We start from the raw sequence: 22,328 nt of genomic DNA, 5'->3' as shown, positions 1-22,328 counted from the left end.
TGCGAACAGAGTGGAGAGACCCGATGACCCGTGCACGATGCCTCGGGGCCGCCTCGGCCATGGCCCTTCTGGCCGCCCCTGCCCTCGCCTTGCCCGAGACCGTGGAGAGCGGCGGGCTGACCCTGACCGTGGAGACGGTGGCCGCCCCGCTCGAGCATCCCTGGGGGATGGCGGTGCTGCCCGACGGATCGGTTCTGGTGACCGAGCGCAATGCGGGCACGATCCGCCGCGTCCCGGCCGGGGGGGAGCTGTCGGAGCCGCTCGTGACGCTCGGGGACCTGTTCCGCTACGAGGGCGAGACCGGGCGCAGCCAGGCGGGGCTGTTCGACATCCTGCTGCACCCGGACTTCGAGGAGAACGGCCTCGTCTACTGGTCCTATTCGCGCGAGACCGAGCGCGGCGCGGCGGTGGTCGTCCAGCGCGCGGAGTGGGACGGCGAGGGCTTCGGCGAGGCCGAGGACGTCTGGGTGATGCAGGAGGCCGATCAGGATTCGAGCGGCCTGCATTTCGGCGGCCGCATGGCCTGGGGGCTGGACGGGTCGCTCTACCTCTCGATCGGGGAGCGGCGCAACATCGAGCGGGCGCAGGACCTGGAGGATCAAGCCGGCAGCGTGCTGCGGATGACCGACGCGGGCGAGGCGCCCGAGGACAATCCGTCCTGGGACGAGGACGCCAACGAGTTCCTGTTCACCGCCGGCAACCGCAACATCCAGGCGCTGACGGTGCACCCGTCCACGGGCGAGGTCTGGGCCGTCGATCACGGGCCGCAGGGCGGCGACGAGATCAACCTGCTGGTGGGCGGCAATAATTACGGCTGGCCCTGGACCACGGGCGGCGTGGATTATTCCGGCGCGCCGATCGGGGTCGGCCCCACGATGGAGGGCATGACCCCGCCCGTCCACATCTTCGAGGAGACGGTCGCCCCGTCGGGTCTGACCTTCGTGTGGAACGAGCCCGCATTCGAGGCCTGGCAGGGCGACATGCTGGTGGGCGGCCTGCAGACCGGGGGGATCGTGCGCGTGACGCTGGAGGAGGGCCGCGTCGCGGCCGAGGAGGTGATCGCCCTGGACCGCCGCGTGCGCGACGTGGCCGTGGCGGACGGCGCCATCTGGGTCATCACGGACCACGAGGACGGGGAACTGGTGCGGCTGGTCCCCGGCGGCAGCGACAGCTGACGGCGCGGGCCGCGCCCCCGCGCGGGTCACGCCGGCGCGGGGGCGGCTTGCATCCCGTGGTCTTTGCCCCAATCTCTGCGCCAGGCCGCAGGAATCCGGCCATGCGAGCGGAGGCCGAGCCCATGGGCGCCAGCGACGGACCACGAGGCGAGCCCGCGCGGCGCCCGGTCCGCCCGTCGGGCCGGTCCCCTTCCCCCTCAGCCATCGGAGACCATCCCAGATGAAGACCGCCCTTCTCCTCGGTGCCGCGTCCGTTGCCCTTGCCGGCGCGGCGTCCGCGCAGACCGCCGATCTTCTGATCCTCGAATATGCCGGGTTCGAGAACCCGGCCTTCCACCAGCCGTTCATCGAGAAGCACGGCGCCTCTCCCACCTTCTCGTTCTTCGGCGACGAGGAGGAAGCGTTCCAGAAGGTGCGCGCGGGCTTCCGCGCCGACATGGCCCATATCTGCGCGGGCTCCGTGCTCAAGTGGCAGGAGAGCGGCCTGCTGGAGCCTTGGGACATGTCGCGGATCGAGGCGGCCGACGACCTCGACCGGAACCTGATGGGCACGGAGATCGGCACCGGCGAGGACGTGTATTTCATCCCGTCGGACTGGGGCTCCACCGCCATCGCCTACAATCCCGAGCAGGTCCCCGAGGAGGACGTCGCCTCGCTCGCGGTGTTCCACAATCCGGCCTATGCGGGGCGCATGACGATCCCCGACAACGTGGACGATGCCTGGGCGCTGGCCTATCTCGCCACCGGCGTGACGGACTGGACCGAGGTCACGGACGAGCAGTTCGAGGCCGCGGCCGCCTGGCTGCGCGCGGCCCATCCCAACATCCGCACCTACTGGACCGATCCGGCCGAACTCGCCCAGCTTCTGAGCACGGGCGAGGTCCTGATCGCCTGGGCCTGGAACGAGACCTACCCGACCATGCGCGAGGAAGGCCGTCCCATCGGCTTCCAGCGCGAACCGGCCGAGGGCTCGTCCGTGTGGCTCTGCGGTTTCGTGAACCTGGCGAACGGGCCGGGCTCCGAGGACAAGATGTACGACTACGTCAACGCCTTCCACAGCCCCGAATCGGTTCGCCCGCTGGTCGAGGCGGGCTGGGGCAGCCCCAACGCGCCGGCCATGGAGGAGCTGGTCGGCGAGGAGGATCTGACCGCCGCCGGTCTGGGTCCGATCGACGCGCCCGTGTTCGCGCAGCTTCCGATCTCGCCAGAGCAGCGCATCCGCCATGCCGAGGTGTTCGAGCAGATCAAGGCCGGGTTCTGAGCCCGACCGGGCGGGGGCGGCGGTCGCGCCGCCTCCGCCAGCGCCTCAGGGCGCACCGGACGCTTCGCGCCGCGCGGCCGTCCAGACCTGGCGCGCAGCGTCGGCGTTGAGCGCCGCAATGCCGAGGCCCACGACGAGATCGGGCCAGGCCGAGCGCCACAGGACCGCTGTCACGAGACCGGCGGCGACGATCCCCAGATTGGCCAGCGCGTCGTTGCGCGCCGACAGGAAGGCCGCTCGGCCCAGGCTGCCGCCGTGGCCGCGCACCCGCGCGAGCAGCACCGCCGAGGCGAGGTTCACCGCCAGCGCCCCCGCCCCGGCCAGCATCAGCGGCAGCGGCGGGGGCGCGACGGGCTGCTGCAGCTTGTCCCACGCCATCCAGAGCGTCGCCAGCGCCGGCACGAGCAGCAGCACGGCGAGACCCATGCCGAGCCGGGCGCGCGCTGCGAGCGACCATCTCAGACCCAGCAGGATCAGCAGGTTGACGCTCGCATCCTCGAGAAAGTCCACGCTGTCGGCAAGCAGCGCCACCGAACCGATCGCCAGCGCCACCGACGCCTCGATACCGAAATAGCCGAGGTTCAGCCCTGCCACGACCGCCACGGCGCGGCGCAGGGCGGCCCCGGCGGCATCGGCGGCCGCGGGCATCGCTCAGCCGCGCCCCAGCCTGTGCCAGCCGATCAGGCACAGGATCTCGGTCGCCGCATGGGCGCCGGCGATCGCGGTGGCGCCCGTCGGGTCGTAGGGGGGCGAGACCTCGACCACGTCGCCGCCGAGCACGCGCAGGCCCGCGAGGTCGCGCAGGATGCCCTGGGCCTGCCACGAGGCGAGCCCGCCCCAGACCGGCGTGCCGGTCCCCGGCGCGAAGGCGGGATCGAGCGCGTCGATGTCGAAGGTGAGATAGGCGGGTGCGTCGCCCACGATGGCGCGCGCCTTGCGCGCGACGGCCGCGGGGCCCTCCTCGTGGACCTCGCGCGCGTCGATCATGGGGACGCCGAGCCGGTCCGCCGTCACGGTGCGGATGCCGATCTGGACCGAGCGGGCGACATCCACGAGCCCCTCGCGCACGGCCTTGTAGAGGAAGGTGCCGTGGTCGATCCGGGCGGGGTCGTCGTCGGGCCACAGGTCGCTGTGCGCGTCGAACTGGACCACCGCGACGGGGCCGTGGCGCGCGGCCATCGCGCGCAGCACCGGCAGGGTGATCGAATGATCGCCCCCGAGCACGAGGGGAGCCGCGCCCGCGTCCAGCACCTCGGCGATCCGGGCGGTGACGGCGGGGGGCAGGCTGTCGGTGCGGGCATAGTCGAAGGCGATGTCGCCCGCATCCACCACCGCCAGGTCCGAGAGCGGGTCGAAGGGCCAGCCCCAGGGCGGGTCGAAGGGCTGGAGCGTCGAGGCCTCGCGCAGCGCGCGGGGGCCGAAGCGGGTGCCGGGCCGGTGCGTCACGGCCGCGTCGAAGGGCACGCCGATCACCGCCACGTCCGCCCCTGCGGGGTCCTTGGCGTAGCGCCGCCGCAGAAAGGACGTGGCCCCGGCAAAGGCGTTCTCGTAGGCGAGGCCGCGCAGGTCCCCGGTCAGCGCGCGGTCGATCTCGCGGCCCGCATCCTCCAGCGCCATGGCTCAGCCCTCCAGCGGCAGCGCGCGCTCGACGAGGCGCGCGAGAAGCGAGGCGCCGGCGGGGGCGGCCTCGTCGTCGAAGTCGTAGCCGGCCTGGTGCAGCCCGGCCGTGTCGCCGTTGCCGACGAACAGGTAGCAGCCCGGCACGCGGTCGAGCAGGAAGGCGAAGTCCTCGGCCCCCATCTCGGGCGGGGCGTCGTCCACGACGAGGCCCGACACCTCGCGCGCGACGGAGACGGCAAAGGCGGTGCGGGCGGGGTCGTTGACGGTGGCGGGATAGCCCGTCTCGATCTCGACCTCGGCCGCGGTGCCGAAGGAGGCGGCGATGCCCTGCGCCACCTCGGCGATGCGGGCGTGCACACGGGCGCGCACGGCCTTGTCGAAGGTGCGGATCGTGCCGTTGATCCAGGCCGTGTCGGGCACGACGTTGTCGGTCGTGCCGCCGTGGATCTGGCTCACGCCCAGGACGCAGCCGCGCAGCGGGTCGCGGTCGCGCGCGGGGACGGACTGGAGCGCGGTCACGCAGGCGGCGGCGGGCAGGATCGGGTCGCGCGTCTCGTGCGGGTAGGCGGCGTGGCCCCCCTGCCCCCGGAAGCGGATCGTGAAGGTGTCGCAGGCGGCCATGACGGGGCCGGGCGCGGTGACGAAGGCCCCCACCGGCGCGCCGGGCAGCGAGTGGAGCGCATAGGCCTCGCGCACGGGGGCGAGGTCCAGAAGGCCGTCCTCGATCATCCGCAGGCAGCCGGCGGAGGTTTCCTCTCCGGGCTGGATCATGATGACGGCGGTGCCCGCGAAGGCGCGCGTCTCGCAGAGGTAGCGCGCGGCGCCGAGCAGCATGGCCGTGTGGCCGTCATGGCCGCAGGCATGCATCCGGCCCGGCACCGCGGAGGCGTGGGGGGCGCCGGTCGCCTCCTCGATGGGCAGGGCGTCCATGTCGGCGCGCAGGAGCACGGCGGGGCCCGGCGCGCGGCCGTGGATCAGCGCGACAAGGCCGGTGCGGCCCAGCCCCTCGTGGAGCGCGTCCACGCCGAACCCGCGCAGGAGGGCGGCGGCGAAGGCGGCCGTCTCGGGGCAGTCGAGCCCCAGTTCCGGGTGGCGGTGCAGGTGGCGGCGCCAGGCGGCCATGTCGTCGGCGAAGGCGGCGATGCGGTTGAGGACGGGCATGTGGACTCCGGCCGGGGCCTGTGGGATGCCCCGGCCTAGCCGCCCCCCCGGAGGAGAGCAATGCCTCGCGACCCCCGCGACGAGACCGCCCGCCTGCTGGACATCATGGCGCGCCTGCGCGACCCGGACGGGGGGTGCCCGTGGGACCTCGAGCAGACCTTTGCCACGATCGCGCCCTACACGATCGAGGAGGCCTACGAGGTCGCCGACGCGATCGCGCGCGAGGACTGGGACGGGCTGCGCGGCGAGCTGGGGGATCTGCTGCTGCAGGCGGTCTATCACGCGCGCATGGCAGAGGAGGCGGGGCTGTTCGACTTTGCCGACGTGGCGGCGGCGGTGGCCGACAAGATGGTGGCCCGCCATCCGCATGTCTTCGGCGAGGGCGCCGTGCGGACGGCGGCCGAGCAGACCCGCGCCTGGGAGGCGCAGAAGGCGCTCGAGCGGGGCGCGGGGCGCGTGCTGGACGGCGTGGCGCGCGCGCTGCCCGCGCTGAAGCGCGCGGAGAAGCTGCAGGCCCGGGCGGCGCGGGTGGGCTTCGACTGGCCCGATGCGGGGCCGGTGCTGGAGAAGGTCGCCGAGGAGGCGCGCGAGGTCGCCGCGGCCGAGGGGCCGGACGCGCGCGAGGAGGAGGTGGGGGACCTCCTGTTCGTGCTGGCCAACCTCGCCCGGCATCTGGGCGTGGACCCGGAAGCCGCGCTGCGGCGGGCCTGCGACAAGTTCGAGCGCCGCTTCGCCGCCGTGGAGGACCGGCTGGCCGAGCGGGGCCGGAGGCCGCAGGACAGCACGCTGGCCGAGATGGACGCGCTCTGGGACGAGGTGCGGCGGCAGGACCGCGCCGCGGGGGGGTGACGGGCCTCAGCCCTCGGCCTTCTCGGCGAGGGCGAACCATTCCTCCTCGGCCCGGGCCAGCGCGGACTGGCGGTCGGCCAGAAGCTCGGCCGCGCGAGCGGCGCGGGCGGGGTCGCGCTCGAACAGGGTGGCGTCGGAGAGAAGGTCGGCGAGCCGTGTCACCTCGGCCGAGAGGCGGTCGATCTCGGCCGGAAGCGCGTCGAGGCGGTGCCGCTCCGTGAAGGTGAGGCGGGGGCGGTCGGTCGGCCTTGCGGAGCGCGCGGGCGGGGCGGCAGAGGCGGAGCGCCCGGAGCGGGCGGGCGCGGCGGGCGGCGCGCCGAGGGGGTGGCCGCCGCGCTGGGCCATTGCGTCGCTCCAGCCGCCCGCGAACAGGGTGGCGCGGCCGTCCCCCTCCAGCACGAGGGTCGCGGTCGCCACGCGGTCGAGGAAGTCGCGGTCGTGGCTGACCAGCAGCACGGTGCCGTCATAGCCGTCCAGCACCTCCTGCAGGAGGTCCAGCGTCTCGATGTCGAGGTCGTTGGTGGGCTCGTCGAGGACGAGGAGGTTGGAGGGGCGGGCCATGATCCGCGCGAGCAGGAGCCGCGCCTTCTCGCCCCCCGAGAGCGAGCGGACGGGCGCGCGGGCCTGCGCCTCGGCGAACAGGAAGTCCTTGAGGTAGCCCACGACGTGGCGCGGCTCTCCGCGGACCATCACCTGATCGGACCGGCCCGCCCCGATCTCGGGGTCTCCGGCAAGGCTGTCCCAGAGGGTCGCGTCGGGGTCGAGCGCGGCGCGGGACTGGTCGAGCACCGCGACCTCGAGATTGGTGCCGTGGATCACGGTGCCCGCATCGGGACGGAGGCGGCCGAGCAGCAGGTTCACGAGCGTGGTCTTGCCCGCGCCGTTCGGCCCCACGATCGCCAGCCGGTCCCCGCGCGCCACGACGAGGTCGAGCCCCTCGACGATCGTGCGGTCGCCGAAGCGCTTGGCGAGGCCCCGCGCCTCGATCACCCGGCGGCCCGAGAGGGGGCCTGCGTCGAGCGCGAGGGCGGCGGCGCCCGTCCGGCGGATCTGCTCGCGCCGCTCGGCCCGCAGCGCCTCGAGCGCGCGGACGCGACCCATGTTGCGCTTGCGCCGGGCGCTGATCCCCTCGACCGCCCAGCGGCTCTCGGCGCGGATCAGGCGGTCGAGCTTGTGGCGGGCCGCGTCCTCCTCGGCCCAGACGCGGTCTCGCCATTCCTCGAAGGCGGCAAAGCCCCTGTCCTGCCGCCGCAGCGTGCCGCGGTCGAGCCAGAGCGTCGCCCCCGTCACGGCGCGCAGCACCGCCCGGTCGTGCGAGATCAGGACCACGGCGCCGGAATGGGCGAGGAGCCGCTCCTCGAGCCAGGCGATGGCGGCGATGTCGAGGTGGTTCGTGGGCTCGTCGAGGAGCAGGAGGTCCGGCGCCTCGGCCAGGAGCCGCGCGAGCGCGGCACGCCGCCGCTCGCCCCCCGAGGCGGTGGCGACGGGCCGATCCGGGTCGAAGCCCAGCCCCTCGGCCGCCGCGGCCACGCGCCATTCCTCGCCGGGGGAGAGACCCGCGGCGGCGAAGGCGCCCAGCGTGGGAAAGGCAGACAGGTCCGGGTCCTGCTCCATGTAGCCCGCGGAGACGCCGGGGCCCAGGATGCGCTCGCCCCGATCGGGCTCGACGAGGCCCGCCATGATCCGCAGGAGCGTGGACTTGCCCGACCCGTTGCGCCCCACAAGCGCGATCCGGTCGCCGGGCTGGACCTGCACCGAGACGCCCTCGAACAGCGGTGTGCCGCCGAAGGTCAGCGAGATGTCCGAAAGCTGGAGAAGGGGTGCGCGCGCCATGGCCGCGACCTAGGGTCCGGGGCGGGCGGGGTCAATCGGGGGCGCGGGATGGTGGATCTGGGGCCGGGGCCGCTGCGGCTGGGCCTGATCGCGGACACGCACGGTCTTCTGCGACCCGAGGCGGTGGCCCTGCTGCGGGGGGCGGACGCGATCCTGCATGCGGGCGACGTGGGAGAGCCGTCCGTGCTGGAGGGGCTGCGCGCGCTGGCACCGGTCTGGGCGGTGCGGGGCAACGTGGAACGGACCGGCGAGGCCGGGGCGCTGCCCGGGCGGGTCGTCCTGCGCGGGGCGGGCGTCACGGTGGGGATGGTCCATCGCGAGGCGGACCTGCCGGACGGCGCAGGGTGGGACGTGGCGGTGGTCGGCCATTCCCACCGGCCGGAGGTGGGGCGGCGGGGGGCGATGCTGCTCGTCAATCCGGGCGCGGCGGGGCCGCGGCGGTTCCGGCTGCCGGTCTCGGTCGGCTGGCTGCTGCTGCGGGACGGGCGGGCGAAGGCGGGTGTGACGGAGCTGCAGGTTCAGGCCGCAAGACGTTGAAGATGATGGGTCCGGTTCCCATATCCACAACTCTGCCCACAGGTGATCCATGCGCCCGTCGGCACCAGCCCTGCCCCCCGACCTCGCCCGCAGGCGCGACCTGATCGCCGGCTGCGGCGGGCGGTTCTGCACGGTGACCTTTCTCAAGAAGGACGGCAGCTTGCGGACGATGCAGGTGCAGCCTGCCGCACTGCGCCTGCGCGAGAAGGGCGAGCGCGCCCTGCCCCATGCGCGCCGCGCGGCCGCCACCCGGGCGGCGCGGCATCCGCACCTCCTGCCGGTCTGGGACGTGCGGGCGCGGGCCCCGCGCTCGGTGGATCTCAGGACGGTGCGCCGGATCGCCGCGGACGGGCGGGTGCACCGGTTCGGGCTGCCGGACCCGCTCTAGAGACGCCGCAGCGGCAGGGCGCGGACGACCACCTCCTCCTGCCGGAAGTCGCGCTCGAGCCGTTCGCGGAAACCGCGCCACCAGCCCTCGTCGAGCGGGTCGCACATCACCTCGGCCACCACGATGTCGTCGTGGGCGGTCCAGCCCTCGGCCCGCCAGACGCCCTCGGCGGGCCCGCGCGAATAGAGGGTGACGCCGCCGAAGCGCTCGGCCAGTTCGCGGCGCAGCGCCTCGATGGCGGCGCGCGGGAACGGGCGGCCCTCGTTGTCGGCCAGCGGCAGAAGGATCTGGACGAGATGCAAGCGGGTCCTCCTCAGGTCCACAGGATGAGCAGCAGCCCCCCGGCCAGCGCATAGGCGAGGCCCGCAGGCGCGGTGCGACGCAGGATCTCGCCCTCGCGCGCATGGAGGCCCACGGTGGCGGAGCCCGCGATGATGTTGTGGGGGGCCACCACGTTGCCGATGGCCGCGCCGAAGCCCTGCGCGGCGAGAAGCGGGACCGGGGCGAGGCCGAGCGCGGCGGCGGTCTCAGACTGGAACTCGGTGAACAGGATGTTGGAGGCGGTGGCCGACCCGGTGACGAAGGTGCCGAGCACACCCACGAGGGGGGCGAGGAGCGGCCAGAGGGCGCCCGTCCGGGCCGCCGCCTCGGCCAGCGCGGCGATCATGCCGGAATGGACCATGAGCCGCGACAGCGCCAGCATCACCAGGAGCGCGAGCGCCACGGGGCCGAGCCGCCCGAGCGCCGCCCCCAGCGCGGCCGGAAGGAGGCCGAGCCGCCCCGTCAGCGCCGCGCCCCCGACGAGGCCCAGGACCAGCAGCGTGCCCGGATGGAAGAGCGGCTGGAACGACCCGTGGAACCCCCCGGGCAGCGTCCAGCCCCAGCTGGGGGCGGAGAGGCCGTCGCGCAGGGGCGGCACGAGGCGGGTGAGCAGCACGAGGACGAGGACGAGGAGGTAGGGCGCGAGATCCGGCAGGAGCCGGCGCAGGTCCGGCCCGCCCCCCTGCCCCGCCTCTCCGCGCCGCAGGAGCCAGGCGAAGAGGCCGAGTCCCACGAGCCCGCCCCCCAGCGTCGGCAGTTCCGGCCCCACCAGCGCGGCGAGCCCGACCGAGGGGACAAGGAACAACGCCGCCGCGGCGAGGGTCCGCCGCAGGTCGCGCGGGGACGGCGCCCCCTCGCCCGCGAGCCAGACCACGGCAAGGAGGAGGCCAGTCCCCAATGCTGCGTGGAGCGCGGCGATGCCCAGAGCGATGTCGCGGGCGGGAAGGCCCGCGATCTCGGCTTGGGTGAGCGTGGGCGTGCCCACGGCGCCGAAGGACACCCCCGCCGCGTGGCCGAGGAGCGCTAGGATCACCGCGCGCACGGGCGCGAAGCCCAGCCCCACCAGCAGCGGCGCGGCCAGCGCGACGGGGGTGCCGAAGCCCGCCGCCCCCTCCATGAACAGGCCGAAGAACCAGGCGATCAGCACGGCCTGCATCCGCCGCTCGGATGTCAGGTGGGCGAGCGCGTCGCGGATGCGGTCCACCGCGCCCGAGCGCTGGCCGAACTCGTGGATGGCGAGGGCTGGCAGGATGATCCACAGGATCACGGCGGTGGAGTGGAGCGCCTCGGCCCCGATGCCGAGGGCGGCGGCCCCAGGACCGGGAGCGGCCGGCACCCCGAAGGCGAGGGCGGTCAGCGCCGCCGCCACGGCAAGGCCCGCCGCCCCCGCCACGGCGGCCGAGCGGCCGAGGCCGACCATGCCCGCGAGCACCACGAGCAGCGGCGCCGCGGCCAGAAGCGCGGGCGGCACTCAGCCCGCCCCGGCCGGTGGGGGCGGCACCGGATGGACCGGGCGGCCGTCGCGCTCGAACGCCGAGAGGTTCGCGATCGTCGTCTCCGCGATGGCGGTCAGCGCCTCGCGCGTGAAGAAGGCCTGATGGCCGGTAATGAGGACGTTGGGAAAGGTCAGCAGGCGCGCGAAGGTGTCGTCGGGGATGATCGTGTTCGACAGGTCCTCGAAGAACAGACCCTCCTCCTCCTCGTAGACGTCGAGGCCGAGGCTGCCGATCGTGCCGTCCTTGAGCCCCTCGATGAGCGCGGGCGTGTCCACCACCGCCCCGCGCGAGGTGTTGATCAGCATGGCGCCGCGTCGCATCAGGCGGATCGTGTCGGCGTTGATCATGTGGTGCGTCTGCGGCGTCAGCGGGCACTGGAGCGTGACGATGTCGCTCTCGCCCAGGAGGGTGGGCAGGTCCACGTAGCGCACCCCGAGGGCGAGGCAGTCGGGGTTCTGGCGCGGGTCGTGGGCGAGGATGCGGCAGCCGAAGCCGTGCAGGATCCGCGCCAGGATCGAGCCGATCAGCCCCGTTCCCACGATCCCGACCGTCTTGCCGTGGATGTCGAAGCCCAGAAGGCCGTCGAGCGCGAAGTTCCCCTCGCGCACGCGGTTATAGGCACGGTGGATGCGCCGGTTGAGCGCGAGGATCAGCGCCATCGTGTGCTCGGCCACCGCATGGGGCGAGTAGGCGGGCACCCGTCCCACGGCCAGCCCGGCGGCCTGCGCCGCCTCGAGGTCCACATGGTTGAAGCCCGCCGAGCGCAGGGCGATCATCCGCACGCCCGCCGCCGCCAGCCGCTCGATCGTCGCCGCCCCGAGGTCGTCGTTGACGAAGGCGCAGACGGCATCGTGCCCGTCGGCGAGCGGCGCGGTCTCGGGCGACAGGCGCGGCTCGAGAAAGCGCAGGTCGTGGCCCGCCGCCTCGTTGGCCAGACGCAGGAAGTGTTCGTCGTGGGGCTTGGCGCTGAAGACGGCGACGCGCATGGGGCCTCCTCGGGCAGGGATGCTGGCCGGTGCAGGATAGGGCAGAGCGGCCGGGCTCAGAAGGGTCGGGGGGACGTGCCGCTCCCGCTGCCCGGCTTGCGCAGGACGCTCCAGTCCGGTCCCTCGGCCTCGGGGACGGGCTCCATGCCGTGGACGCCCCGGAGAAAGACGTCCCGGATCAGTGCCAGATGGGGCAGGTTCAGTTCCTCGCGCTCGTAGAGGCCGAAATCGTAGTGCGGCGCCAGCGCCTTCCAGACGTCGAAGCTCGCATGCATGTTGCTTGCCGCGGTGGCGAGCTTCCAGTCCGGCCGGTCGATGACCAGGAACCCGCCTTCCGCTAGGGCACACCAGCCGACATAGAGCGCCGGCAGGTCCACATAGAGCGTCCGGTGCCCGTCGAGCAGGATGACATCCGCGCGTCCGCCCTCCCGGAACCAGGTGACGAGGTTGAACACGTAGCTGCCCCGCCCGTGGCCGAGAAAGCGCAGCCGGTCGGAGGTGCCGAGACCCTCCCGGGTCAGGATCGCCTTGTGCTTCTCGCAGGTCTGCACGAGGTCGAAGCCCGCGAAGCTGCCCCCCCGGTCCAGCAGCGCCCGCAGCCGGTCCGTCCGTGGGGTCGGCCCGAGCCCGATCTGGACGAATCGCGGGGCCTCGAACCGGGACCAGAGATCGGCCAGGGCCGCGTCCAGCCGGGCGCCACGATCCGTGGAGCCGGTCTGGGTCAGGTTTCGCGCAAAAGCCATGGAAACGCTCCCTCGATGCGGCGGCGCGCACGCGCCCATCCGGTCCGGTCCGCCGGGGCGGACGGGCACCCGCCGCCCAGCAGGCGCGGCGGCGCCTCGGCGTCCGGTCCGTCCTGTCTGAAGCGCTCCCAGGCGGGGCGCAGATAGGTGGCGTGGTCGTACATCCAGCCCTTGGTGTTCTTCTGGAAGTGCAGGGCGAGGGCCGCGATCTCCTCGCCGTCCTCACGCCTCAGAAGCGGCAGGTCTCCGTCGAACCGGACGTGCTTGATCGCGCCGGTTCCGGCCATGGCATAGCCGTCCGGTTCCGTCATCCGGTCGTCCACCACCGCGCGGCGTCCGAGCGCCGGCACCGGAAACGGCCGGTCGAGCAGGAGCACGTCGGGGCCCATCCGCTCCTGCAGGCGCCACCAGAACAGCATGTCGGACACGCCGATGCGGCGGGCCGGGTCGTGGTAGCCGGCGATCAGGGGATGGGCGGCGCCGACCGAATACACCTCGCGCACGAGGTCCAGATAGGCATCGAGGACCTCCGGCCGCCGGATGACCGTCACGTGCGGGTGGCCGCGGTCGCATTGCCAGAGCGCCTCGGGACGGTCGATCGTCTCGAGGGGATGGTAGAGCATCACGTCCGAGTCGAGGACCGCCACCGGCCCGCCGCCCAGATGGTCCAGAAGGGCGCGCACCGCGAACCAGCGCTGGAAGCAGACCAGCTCGTACCAGCGCGGATTGGGGCTGAGGTTGACGAAATGTTCGTCGATCCAGGCGATCTGCTCGCGGAACCGGCCGAGGGGAATTTCCTCCACGCCCTGCTCCTCCAGCGGCTCGCGCAGATCCGTCAGGATGGCCACGCGCCCCTCGCCCGCCACATGGACGGCCTGCCGCAGCGCCACGCGCACGAACGACACGTCGCGGTGGCTGGTCCCCTGGCCGCTCGCATGGACAAAGACGTAGCGCATGATCCCCGGTGCCTGCTGTCCCCGGCGGCGTCTTGTCCTGCCGGAGTCGCCATCGCAAGCCCCCCTCGCGGGTGCCGGGGCGCTCGGCGGACAGCGGCCGTCAGGGATCGTCGTGCGTCTGGGAGATCGTGGTGCCCGGGGGCGGATTTGAACCACCGACACGTCGATTTTCAGTCGACTGCTCTACCCCTGAGCTACCCGGGCACGGGGATGGGAGGACCCATCGGGTGGGCGCCTTCTAGGGGAGGCGCGATGCGGTGTCCAGAGGGCTCGGCGGCCCTCCGTGCCGCGTTAACCGGATCTTAACGATGTTGTGGCACAACCGTCCCCAGGGTCGATTCGGGCCGCGCGCCGCCATGCTGCGCGGGGGCAGCACCGACCGGCGGACGGGCGCGCATGCCGCGGGCGGCAGGGGCATGGCATCGGCGCGCAGAGAGGGGCGCGTGCGGAGACAAGGACGGGAGGGAGGCGTCTGGAGGCGGGTACCGGAATCGAACCGGTCTACACGGATTTGCAATCCGCTGCGTAACCTCTCCGCCAACCCGCCGGCGCCTTCCGCTTAGGGGCTCGGGGGGCGCGGGTCAAGGGGCGCAAGGGGCGGGCCCGTCGGTCGGGTGCGGGGCGGCTCGACCAGGATCGCGCGGAAATCGTTGACATTGGTCAGGGTGGGGCCCGTCGTCACCCCGTCGCCGAGCCGGGCAAAGAAGCTGTGCGCATCGTGGCCGTTCAGCGCGGCCAACGGATCGACGCCCTGCCCGCGCGCATGGGCGAGGCTGTGCGGACCGATCAGCGCCCCGGCGATCTCGGCCGCTCCATCCACCCCGTCGGTGTCGCAGGCGATCGCATGGATGCCCGGCGCCCCGTCGAGTGCGAGGGCGAGCGCGAGGGCGAACTCCGCATTGGGTCCCCCGACCCCGTCCGCGCCGCCGCGCCGCGTCACGGTCAGCTCCCCGCCCGAGAGAAGGACGACCGGCGCCGCGTCGGGCGCCAGACCGGCCTGAACGGCGAGCGCGGTCCGCGCCATGCTGGCCGCCGTCTCGCGGGCCTCGCCCTCGATCGCGTCGCCGAGCAGGCGCACCGCGCAGCCGGCTTCCCTGGCCATCTCTGCCGCTGCCCCGAGCGAGAGGGAGGGCGCGGCGGCGACCAGCGTGGTGGCGCGCGACAGGCGGGGGTCGCCCGGCCGGACCACTCCGCTCGGTCGCGCCAGGGCAGCCTCGACAGCGGGCGGCGGCACGATCCCCCACCGCTCGAGCACCTGTCGGGCCTCCCCGGCTGACGAGGGCTCGCCCACGGTCGGCCCCGATCCGATCACGGCCGGATCGTCGCCCGGCACGTCGGAAATCAGAAGCGCCAGCATCGCGGCGGGAAAGGCTGCCGCGGCGAGCTGGCCGCCCTTGACCCGGCTCAGGTGCTTGCGGACGAGGTTCATCTCGCCGATCGGCGCCCCCGAGGCGAGAAGCGCCGCCCCGACGGCCTGCTTGTCGGCCAGGCTCACCCCTTCGGCCGGAGCCACCAGAAGCGACGACGCCCCGCCGGAGATCAGCGCGAGCGCGAAATCGCCCTCGCCCAGGCTGCCGAGAAGCCGGAGCATCCGCTCGGTCGCTGCGGCACCGGCGGCGTCGGGAACAGGGTGGGCCGCCTCGACGATCTCGATGCCCCGGCAGGGACGGGCATGACCGTAGCGCGTGATGACCAGCCCCTCGCAGGGACCCCAGACCGACTCCACCGCCTCCGCCATCCGGGCCGACGCCTTGCCCGCGCCCACCACGACGACGCGGCCGGGCGGACGCGGGGGCAGGTGCTCCGGCACCACCCGCATCGGATCGGCCACCGCCACGGCGCGGTCGAACAGGGCCCGGAGCAGGACCGGAGGATCGGGATGCGTCATGACAGGCTCGACTCCCGGGCGACGAGCGAGACGGGAAGGCGCGTCTCGGGGGGCGGTCTCGTTCCCTCCTCGAGCCAGGCGAGCAACGCCCTGGCCGTCCAGCGCCCGAGACCCGCCACATCGCAGCGCACGGACGACAGCGGCGGGACGGAGAGCCGAGCCTCCTCGATGTCGTCGAACCCGACCAGCCGAAGCCCTCCGCCGCCCGCGCGCCGCCCCGTGGCCGGCAGGCCGGCCAGCAGGCCGAGCGCCACGAGGTCGTTGAAGGCGATGGCCGCATCCGCCTCGGGGTGGTGGCGGGCCAGAAGACCGGCCGCCTCGCGGCCGAAGGCACGGGTGCTCGGCCCGGGCAGCAGGATCGGCTCCATGCTCCGCTCGCGCAGGACGGCCCGGTAGCCCGCCCGCCGCTCCTCGGTGATGGGCCATCCCTCGCGCCCGCCGACAAAGGCGATCCGGCGGGCTCCCAGATCGAGAAGATGCTCGGTCGCCAGCCGCCCGCCCCGGGCGTAGTCGAGGGATGCGAAAGGGACATCCGGCGGGCCGACCCGGCGCAGCACCTGCAGCACCGGCAGATCCGCCCGCGCGGCGGGCGCAAAGGTCGCCTCCGGCTCGCCATAGGTGGGCGAGATGACGAGCGCCGCCACCCCGTGCTCGATCATGGAGCCCACGACCTGGGCCTGCAGGCCCGGATCCTCGTCCGTATTGGCCACCACGGTGGCATAGCCGCGGGCCGCCAGCGCCATCTGCACGGTCGTGGCGAACTCCGTGAAGAAGGGATTGCGCAGGTCGTTGATGACAAGCCCCACGAGCCCCGCCCCGGACCCCCGCAGCCCCGCAGCCGCGCGGTTGTAGACGTAGCCCAAGGCCTCCATCGCCGCGCGGACCGCACGGCGCGTGTCCTCCCGCACGAGCGGGCTCTGGCGCAGCACCAGGCTCACCGTGGACTTGGACACGCCCGCCCGGCGCGCCACGTCCACGATGGTCGGCCGGCGCCGCACCGTCAGCCGATCCCGTGAAGCGCGAGAAGCGACCGCATCCGGGCTTCCGCCAGATCGGGCCGCGCGATCAGCCGTGCCCGGTCGGCCAGGCGCAGCACCTCCGCATAGTGCAGGATCGGGCGCGACGACTGGAGGCCGCCGGGCATGACGAAGTGGTCCTGATGACCGTTGAGCCAAGCCAGGAAGGCGATGCCGGCCTTGTAGAACCGTGTGGGCACGCGGAAGATCTCGCGCGAGAGGGGAACGGTCGGCCCGAGCAGGGCGTCATACCGGGCCGCGTCCCCCTGCCCCAGCGCCTCGAGCGCCTGCGCGGCCGCCGGCGCGATGGCGGCGAAGATGCCCAGCAGGGCATGGCTGTGGAACCGGCCGTCGCCCCGGATCAGGTCCGGATAGTTGAAGTCGTCCCCCGTATAGAGCCGCACGCCATCGGGCAGGCGTGCCCGGAACGCCTCCTCGTGGGCGGCGTCGAGCAGGCTGATCTTGATGCCGTCCACCTGGGCGGGGTTCTCTGCGATCAGAGTGAGGACGGTCTCCGTCGCCTCGGCGAGGTCGCGGCTGCCCCAGTATCCGGCCAGTGCGGGGTCGAACATCTCGCCCAGCCAGTGCAGGATGACCGGCTGCGCCGCCCCGTCGATCAGCGGCCGATAGACCGCGCGATAGGTCTCGGCGTCGGCGCCGAGGCGCGGCAGCGCCCGGGTGGCCATCAGGATGACCTGCGCCCCCGCCCGCTCGATGGCCTCCATCTGCGCCTCGTAGGCCGCGCGGATCGCGGCCGCGTCGCGGAGTGCGTCGGGCTCGGCCCCGTCGGTCCCCGCCCCCGCCGCGACCCGCGGCCGCAGAGGATGGCCGCGCGCCTCGCGCATCGTGCGCTCGATCAGCTCGCGCGCCGTGGGCCAGTCCACCCCCATCCCGCGCTGCGCGGTGTCCATCGCCTCGGCCAGATGGAGGCCCTGATCCCAGAGGTGGTGACGGAAGCGCAGCGTCGCCTCCCAGTCCACGGCCGGGGGACCGACCCAGGGATCGCGCTCGCGCAGGGGGTCCGAGACGACATGCGCGGCCGCAAAGGCCGTGCGGGCGAGCGCGCCGCGCGGCGGGCGCGGCACCAGCGGATCGGGGGAGAAGCGGAACGGCTCCAGCCGGCCCTCTGGTGTCGGAAGATGCAGCATGGCTCAGAGCCCCTGTTCGGCGCGGATCATGGCGGCCGCCTTTTCGGCGATCATGATGGTCGGCGCGTTCGTGTTGGACGACACCAGCGTGGGCATGACCGAGGCATCGGCGACGCGAAGCCCGTCCACGCCCCTGAGGCGAAGCCGCGGGTCCAGCACGGCGCCGGCATCGACCCCCATCCGGCAGGTGCCGGCGGGATGGTGATCCGTCTTCGCATGGCGGGCCGCATAGGCGGCGTAGTCCTCATCGGTGCGGACGTCCGGCCCCGGCAGCCGCTCGGCAAGGATGAAGGGGCGGAGCGGCGGCTGGCGCATGATCTCCTGCGCGAGTTTCAGCCCCCGGATCGCCATGGTCCGGTCGTGCCCCTCGGCCCAGTAGTTCGGATCGATCAGCGGTGCCCGCCACGGGTCCGCCGGGTCCAGCCGCACCGTCCCGCGCGAGCGCGGCCGCAGATAGGCCGAGTTCAGCGTGACGCCCCCGTTGGGCATCGCCGCCACGCCGGCCTCGATGCCCGAGCCGAGGCCGAGATGAAGCTGGATGTCGGGCGAGCGAGCGCCCTCCTCGGCGTACCAGAACCCCCCCGTCTCGAACAGAGAGGACGCCACGGGACCCGAGCGCGTGAGAAGGTAGCGGAGGCCCGCAAGAACGGACCAGTGCGGCTTGGCATAACGGTCGTAGGTGTGGGGTCCCGTCACCTCGCAGATCACGAACAGGTCCAGATGGTCCTGCAGGTTGGCGCCGACCTCCGGTGCGTCGAGGACGGGTTCGATGCCCGCCTCGTGCAGGTGGTCGGCCGGGCCGATCCCCGACAGCATCAGCAGCCAGGGCGAGCCGATGGCGCCCGCGCTGACGATCACCTCCGTTCCGGCCTCGATCCGCTCTCCCCCCGCCAGCTCCACCCCGCAGGCCCGGCCACGCTCGACCACGAGGCGCCGCACCTGCACGCCCGTGCGCACGGCGAGGTTGGGTCGCCCCTCGGCCGGACCCAGATAGGCGCGCGCCGCCGAGGAGCGCCGCGCATCGCGCTGGGTGAGCTGGTAGAACCCCACCCCGTCGGGCCGGTCGGAGGCGAGGTCGGGGTTGCGGGGAATGCCCAGCGCCGCGGCGGCCTCGAAATAGGCCTTGCAGATGGGCAGCGGTGCACGCGGGCGCGAGACCCCCAGGGGTCCGCCCTTGCCGTGCAGCGGCTCGCCCCAGGTGTCGTTGTCCTCGGCGCGCTTGAAGAAGGGCAGGACATCGTCCCACCCCCAGCCCTCGCAACCCTTCTGGCGCCATTCCTCGTAATCGAGGGGGTGGCCGCGGGTATAGATCTGCGCGTTGATGGTGGAGCCGCCACCGATCACCCTGGCCTGCGTGAACTTGAGCACCCGGCCGCCCAGATGCCGCTGCGGAACGGTGTGCCAGCCCCAGGACCCGATGCCCTTGGTCATCTTCGCGAAGCCCGCGGGGAGATGGTAGAACGGGTGCCGGTCCCGACCCCCGGCCTCGAGCAGGAGGACCCGCGCGGCGGGGTTCTCCGACAGGCGGGCGGCCAGAACGCAACCCGCCGACCCGCCTCCGACGATGATGAAATCGTAGCCCATCAGAGCCTCGGAACCGAAAGGCCGCCGTCCACCGGGATCGCTGCGCCGGTGGCAAAGGCGAAGTCCCCGCGCGCAAGCGGCACCACGACCGAGCCGATGTCGGCGGGCTGACCCCAGCGCCCCATCGGCACGAGGCCCTGCGCGATGCGGGCGTCGTAGCGGTCGCGCACGCCCTCGGTCATGGCAGTGGCGATGATGCCGGGGCGCAGCTCGAACACCCCGATCCCCTCCGGTGCGAGCCGCAGCGCCAGGACCTGCGCCGCCATGGCCGCGCCGGCCTTGGAGATGCAGTATTCCGCGCGCTCGGGGCTGGCCATCACGGCGCTGACCGAGGTGACGAGGATGATGGAGCGGTAGGGCTCGGGCGGCTGCCGGACCATCCGGCGCGCCGCCTCCTGCGCGAGGAAGAACGCCCCGCGCAGGTTCACGTCGAGCACCAGATCGAAGTTCTCGGGCCTGAGGTCCAGCAGGTCGCCGCGCACCGGAGCCCCGATTCCGGCATTCTGCACCAGGGTGCAGACCGGCGCGCCCATCTCGGTCTCCACGCGGTCGAACAGGGCCGGGACGGTGCCGATCTCCGCGAGGTCGTGGCGAAGGAAGCGCGCCCCCGGCCCCAGACGGCGAAGCGCCTCCTGCACGCTCCCGGCCTCCGGATCGGAGCGCGAGGCGATCGCCACACGGAACCCCGCCCGCGCGAGCGCCTCCGCGATGCCGAGGCCGATGCCCTGCTGGCCTCCGGTCACAAGGGCGACGGGGGCAGTCATGTGGCCCAGTCCGTTCGCCGGATGTGGGAGCCCGTCCGCAAGGCCAGGGCGGCCACCGTCAGGGCGGGGTTCACGGCCGCGGAGGTGGGCAGGACGGAGGCATCCGCAATGAACAGGTTCGGGTGGTCATGGCTGCGTCCCCAGATATCCACCACGCTGCGGTCGGGATCGGCGCCCATCCGGGCGGTGCCGCATTGGTGCGACGGCGTGCGTCGGTCGAACGCGCGCGAGAGGACGACCGGATAGCCTGCCCGTCGCATGACGCGGCGCAACCGGGCAACCAGCGTTTCATGGGCCGCCCAGTTGGAGCGTCGCCAGTCCAGAACGATCCGCCCGTCGCGCAGGGACACGCGGCTGTCGGGATGGGGCAGATCCTCGCTCATGGCATAGAGATCCACCGAATGCCGGGCGATCCACGTGGCTGCGCTGCGCGGCAGACGGGTCTGCGAGGCCAGGATCGGCCCGGAGATCTTGCCGAGAAGCTGGACATTGCCCAGAGGCTCGCCGTTCGGTCCGCCCGTCAGATAGAAGTCGTTGAAGCCCAGGGATTTCTGATAGACCGAGTCGTTGATCCGCGCGGGATGCAGCGCCAGCACGGCCGAGGCGTTGTGGTTCATGAAGTTGCGCCCCACCTGATCGGAGCGATTGGCAAGTCCGCGCGGATGCCGTTCCCCGGCCGAGCCCAGCAACAGGGCGGCGCTCTGGACCGCGCCCGCGCAGAGCGCGACAAGCGGAGCCTCGATCCGTTCCCCCCGGCCGTCGCGCTCCACCTCGACGGCCGCGATCCGGCCATCCGCGCCTGCCAGGAGGCGACGGGCACGGGCTCCCGTCAGGAGAGTGACGTTGGGGTGGCGCAAGGCCTCGGCCAGCCCGCAGGTCTCGGCATCCATCTTGCCGCCCGCCGTGTTCGGGAAGGCGTCGAAGGGGGTGCGGCCGCCGCGCAGCCATTCCTCGATATCCACCCCGAGCGGCAGAGAGGCCGGATGCAGCCCCTGCGCCCTGAGGCGCCGTCGCAGGTCCGCGATGGGCGGCTCGTCCGGCACCGGCGGGAAGGGATAAGGCGCCGAGTGAGGCGGCTCGGTCGGGTCCTCGCCCAAGCTGCCACGCACCCTGTAGAGCTGCTCGGCCTGGCTGTAGAAGGGCTCCAGGTCCTCGTAGGCGATGGGCCAGCCGGGGGTGGTGCCGTCCATGTGCCGCAGCGGCCGGAAATCCTCGGCGCGGTAGCGGATCAGGACGGCGCCATAGAACTTGGAATTGCCTCCGACCTGGTAGTAGTTGCCGGGATTGAACGGTCGGCCCTCCGCATCGAGCCACTCCTCCTGCGGCCTGAAGATCCCGCGCACGAAGATCGCCTCGTCCGACCGTGCCTCGGCCCCGTGCGCCAGGCGCGGGCCGCGCTCCAGGATGAGGATGCGCCGGCCCGTGGGAGCGAGGGCGGCAGCCAGGGTCGCCCCGCCCATGCCGGAGCCGATGATGACGCAGTCAGGGGCGGTCACGGAATCCGCGCCTCCGTAACCGGGTCGAACGCCACGGCCTTGTCCATGTTCACGGCGAAGTCGAAGACCTCTCCCGGCCGGGCCGTGGCGTCGGCGCGCATCCGAGCGATGACCTCGCGTCCTCCGAGCGGGGTGGCCACGAACGTGTCCGAGCCGGCCGGCTCGATCACCGAGACGCGCGCCCGCAGCGGCTGGATGTTGCGGGACTGGCGGTCCGCGCCGTCGGGGTCGGTGATTGCCTCGGGGCGGATGCCAAGCACGATCTCCCGTCCCGCCCAGGCCGCAAGCGACGGCTGCGACAGGCGCAGCCGGTGCGCCTCGCCACCCTCGTCCCGGATCAGGGCCACGGGCGTGCCGTCCTCCACCGCGACGGTCGCGGGGATCAGGTTCATCGACGGGCTGCCCATGAATCCCGCCACGAACAGGTTGGCGGGGCGGTCGTAGATCTCCTTGGGCGTGCCGAACTGCTGGACGTGCCCCGCATTCATCACCGCGATGCGGGTGGACAACGTCATCGCCTCGATCTGGTCGTGGGTGACATAGACGATCGTGCGGCCCAGCCGCTGGTGGAGCTTCTTGATCTCGGTCCGCATGTCCACGCGCAGCTTGGCGTCCAGGTTCGAGAGCGGCTCGTCGAACAGGAACACGGCCGGGTCGCGCACCAGCGCCCGGCCCATCGCGACGCGCTGCCTCTGCCCGCCCGAGAGCTGCGAGGGCTTGCGGTCCAGCAGATGCTCGATCTGCAGCAGGCGGGCCACGTCGCGCAGGGCGCGCTCGCGCTCGGGACGGGGCACGCCGTGCATCTCGAGGCCGAAGGTGATGTTTCCGGCCACGGTCATGTTGGGGTAGAGCGCGTAGCTCTGGAACACCATGGCGATGTTGCGCTTGGAGGGGTGGACGTGGTTGACCACCTGCCCGGCGATCGCGATCTCGCCCGAGGTGATGCTCTCGAGCCCCGCGATCATGTTCAGCAGCGTGCTCTTGCCGCAGCCCGACGGGCCGACGAGGACGAGGAACTCGCCCTCCTCGGCCTCGAGGTCCACGCGGTGGAGCACCTCGACCGAGCCATAGGACTTGGTGACGTTGCGGATGTCGAGAAAGCCCAT

The 22,328-nt window shown here is 73.1% G+C and carries 21 protein-coding genes and 2 tRNA genes; 5 read left to right on the top strand and 18 right to left on the bottom strand.

The genetic code is table 11. The features are described from left to right. Positions 1-23 precede the first annotated feature (23 nt). On the top strand, positions 24-1,175 hold the full coding sequence (locus GT358_RS05425; protein WP_166581549.1) for a PQQ-dependent sugar dehydrogenase: 1,152 nt from the start codon (positions 24-26) through the stop codon (positions 1,173-1,175). A 220-nt stretch (positions 1,176-1,395) separates the two neighbouring features. Continuing rightward, entirely contained in the window at positions 1,396-2,436 is a 1,041-nt protein-coding gene (locus GT358_RS05420; protein WP_166581548.1) for an extracellular solute-binding protein, read from the top strand. 45 nt (positions 2,437-2,481) lie between these two features. On the opposite strand, the gene GT358_RS05415 is transcribed toward GT358_RS05420, so the two are convergent. The 3 genes from GT358_RS05415 to GT358_RS05405 are packed head-to-tail and all read right to left on the bottom strand — an operon-like array spanning position 2,482 to position 5,217. Further along, on the bottom strand, positions 2,482-3,084 hold the full coding sequence (locus GT358_RS05415; protein ID WP_166581547.1) for a cation transporter: 603 nt from the start codon (positions 3,082-3,084) through the stop codon (positions 2,482-2,484). A 3-nt stretch (positions 3,085-3,087) separates the two neighbouring features. Continuing rightward, the gene (gene speB, locus GT358_RS05410) at positions 3,088-4,053 is read right to left on the bottom strand and encodes an agmatinase (RefSeq protein ID WP_166581546.1); all 966 of its coding nucleotides are present in this window, start codon (positions 4,051-4,053) and stop codon (positions 3,088-3,090) included. Between the two features lie 3 nt (positions 4,054-4,056). Next, entirely contained in the window at positions 4,057-5,217 is a 1,161-nt protein-coding gene (locus GT358_RS05405; protein ID WP_166581545.1) for an amidohydrolase, read from the bottom strand. 60 nt (positions 5,218-5,277) lie between these two features. Here GT358_RS05405 and mazG point away from each other — a divergent pair, with 60 nt between their 5' ends. Further along, the gene (gene mazG / locus GT358_RS05400) at positions 5,278-6,066 is read left to right on the top strand and encodes a nucleoside triphosphate pyrophosphohydrolase (protein ID WP_166581544.1); all 789 of its coding nucleotides are present in this window, start codon (positions 5,278-5,280) and stop codon (positions 6,064-6,066) included. A gap of 6 nt (positions 6,067-6,072) precedes the next feature. Here mazG and GT358_RS05395 read toward each other — a convergent pair whose 3' ends face one another. Further along, positions 6,073-7,899 (bottom strand): ABC-F family ATP-binding cassette domain-containing protein, encoded by a 1,827-nt coding sequence (locus tag GT358_RS05395; protein ID WP_166581543.1) that lies wholly within the window; start codon positions 7,897-7,899, stop codon positions 6,073-6,075. A gap of 48 nt (positions 7,900-7,947) precedes the next feature. On the opposite strand from GT358_RS05395, the gene GT358_RS05390 reads away from it, so the two are divergent. Both GT358_RS05390 and GT358_RS05385 read left to right on the top strand, forming a co-directional pair. Further along, positions 7,948-8,436: a metallophosphoesterase family protein gene (locus GT358_RS05390; protein WP_208103328.1), complete on the top strand. Its 489-nt coding sequence runs from the start codon at positions 7,948-7,950 to the stop codon at positions 8,434-8,436. A gap of 49 nt (positions 8,437-8,485) precedes the next feature. Next, on the top strand, positions 8,486-8,824 hold the full coding sequence (locus tag GT358_RS05385; protein ID WP_166581542.1) for a hypothetical protein: 339 nt from the start codon (positions 8,486-8,488) through the stop codon (positions 8,822-8,824). On the opposite strand, the gene GT358_RS05380 is transcribed toward GT358_RS05385, so the two are convergent. The 14 genes from GT358_RS05380 to GT358_RS05315 all read right to left on the bottom strand — a co-directional run bounded on the left by GT358_RS05380 (position 8,821) and on the right by GT358_RS05315 (position 22,328). Further along, complete coding sequence (locus GT358_RS05380) at positions 8,821-9,126, bottom strand: hypothetical protein (RefSeq protein WP_166581541.1); 306 nt, start codon at positions 9,124-9,126, stop codon at positions 8,821-8,823. The genes GT358_RS05385 and GT358_RS05380 overlap by 4 nt on opposite strands. 11 nt (positions 9,127-9,137) lie before the next feature. Then, positions 9,138-10,616 carry an L-lactate permease gene (locus tag GT358_RS05375; RefSeq protein WP_371416224.1) on the bottom strand — a complete coding sequence of 493 codons (1,479 nt, stop codon included), beginning with the start codon at positions 10,614-10,616 and terminating at the stop codon, positions 9,138-9,140. Beyond that, positions 10,617-11,627 carry a 2-hydroxyacid dehydrogenase gene (locus GT358_RS05370; RefSeq protein ID WP_166581540.1) on the bottom strand — a complete coding sequence of 337 codons (1,011 nt, stop codon included), beginning with the start codon at positions 11,625-11,627 and terminating at the stop codon, positions 10,617-10,619. Between the two features lie 56 nt (positions 11,628-11,683). Further along, positions 11,684-12,370 (bottom strand): hypothetical protein, encoded by a 687-nt coding sequence (locus GT358_RS05365; protein ID WP_166581539.1) that lies wholly within the window; start codon positions 12,368-12,370, stop codon positions 11,684-11,686. Next, on the bottom strand, positions 12,349-13,326 hold the full coding sequence (locus GT358_RS05360) for a hypothetical protein (protein WP_166581538.1): 978 nt from the start codon (positions 13,324-13,326) through the stop codon (positions 12,349-12,351). Before GT358_RS05360 ends, GT358_RS05365 begins: the two co-directional genes overlap by 22 nt. Before the next feature lie 129 nt (positions 13,327-13,455). Further along, positions 13,456-13,530 (bottom strand) — tRNA-Phe (locus GT358_RS05355). A 269-nt stretch (positions 13,531-13,799) separates the two neighbouring features. After that, a tRNA-Cys gene (locus GT358_RS05350) sits at positions 13,800-13,873 on the bottom strand. A 12-nt stretch (positions 13,874-13,885) separates the two neighbouring features. Then, positions 13,886-15,214, bottom strand: coding sequence for a glycerate kinase (locus GT358_RS05345; RefSeq protein ID WP_166581537.1), 1,329 nt, complete (start codon positions 15,212-15,214; stop codon positions 13,886-13,888). Then, positions 15,211-16,212, bottom strand: a complete 1,002-nt coding sequence (locus GT358_RS05340; RefSeq protein ID WP_166581536.1) for a LacI family DNA-binding transcriptional regulator — start codon at positions 16,210-16,212, stop codon at positions 15,211-15,213. Before GT358_RS05340 ends, GT358_RS05345 begins: the two co-directional genes overlap by 4 nt. A gap of 2 nt (positions 16,213-16,214) precedes the next feature. Then, positions 16,215-17,378, bottom strand: coding sequence for a dihydrodipicolinate synthase family protein (locus tag GT358_RS05335; protein ID WP_166581535.1), 1,164 nt, complete (start codon positions 17,376-17,378; stop codon positions 16,215-16,217). Between the two features lie 3 nt (positions 17,379-17,381). Then, positions 17,382-18,962, bottom strand: a complete 1,581-nt coding sequence (locus tag GT358_RS05330; RefSeq protein WP_166581534.1) for a GMC family oxidoreductase — start codon at positions 18,960-18,962, stop codon at positions 17,382-17,384. Further along, positions 18,962-19,726, bottom strand: a complete 765-nt coding sequence (locus tag GT358_RS05325; protein ID WP_166581533.1) for a 3-ketoacyl-ACP reductase — start codon at positions 19,724-19,726, stop codon at positions 18,962-18,964. The genes GT358_RS05330 and GT358_RS05325 overlap by 1 nt, the downstream gene beginning before the upstream one ends. Next, positions 19,723-21,222 (bottom strand): FAD-dependent oxidoreductase, encoded by a 1,500-nt coding sequence (locus GT358_RS16900; RefSeq protein ID WP_371416223.1) that lies wholly within the window; start codon positions 21,220-21,222, stop codon positions 19,723-19,725. Before GT358_RS16900 ends, GT358_RS05325 begins: the two co-directional genes overlap by 4 nt. Continuing rightward, on the bottom strand, positions 21,219-22,328 hold the full coding sequence (locus GT358_RS05315; protein ID WP_166581532.1) for an ABC transporter ATP-binding protein: 1,110 nt from the start codon (positions 22,326-22,328) through the stop codon (positions 21,219-21,221). The genes GT358_RS16900 and GT358_RS05315 overlap by 4 nt, the downstream gene beginning before the upstream one ends.

It is taken from the genome of Rubellimicrobium sp. CFH 75288 (genome assembly GCF_009904055.1).
GTDB lineage: Bacteria > Pseudomonadota > Alphaproteobacteria > Rhodobacterales > Rhodobacteraceae > Rubellimicrobium.
Note: the sequence above shows the minus strand (reverse complement) of the source record. Positions and strands in the feature narration are given on the sequence as shown.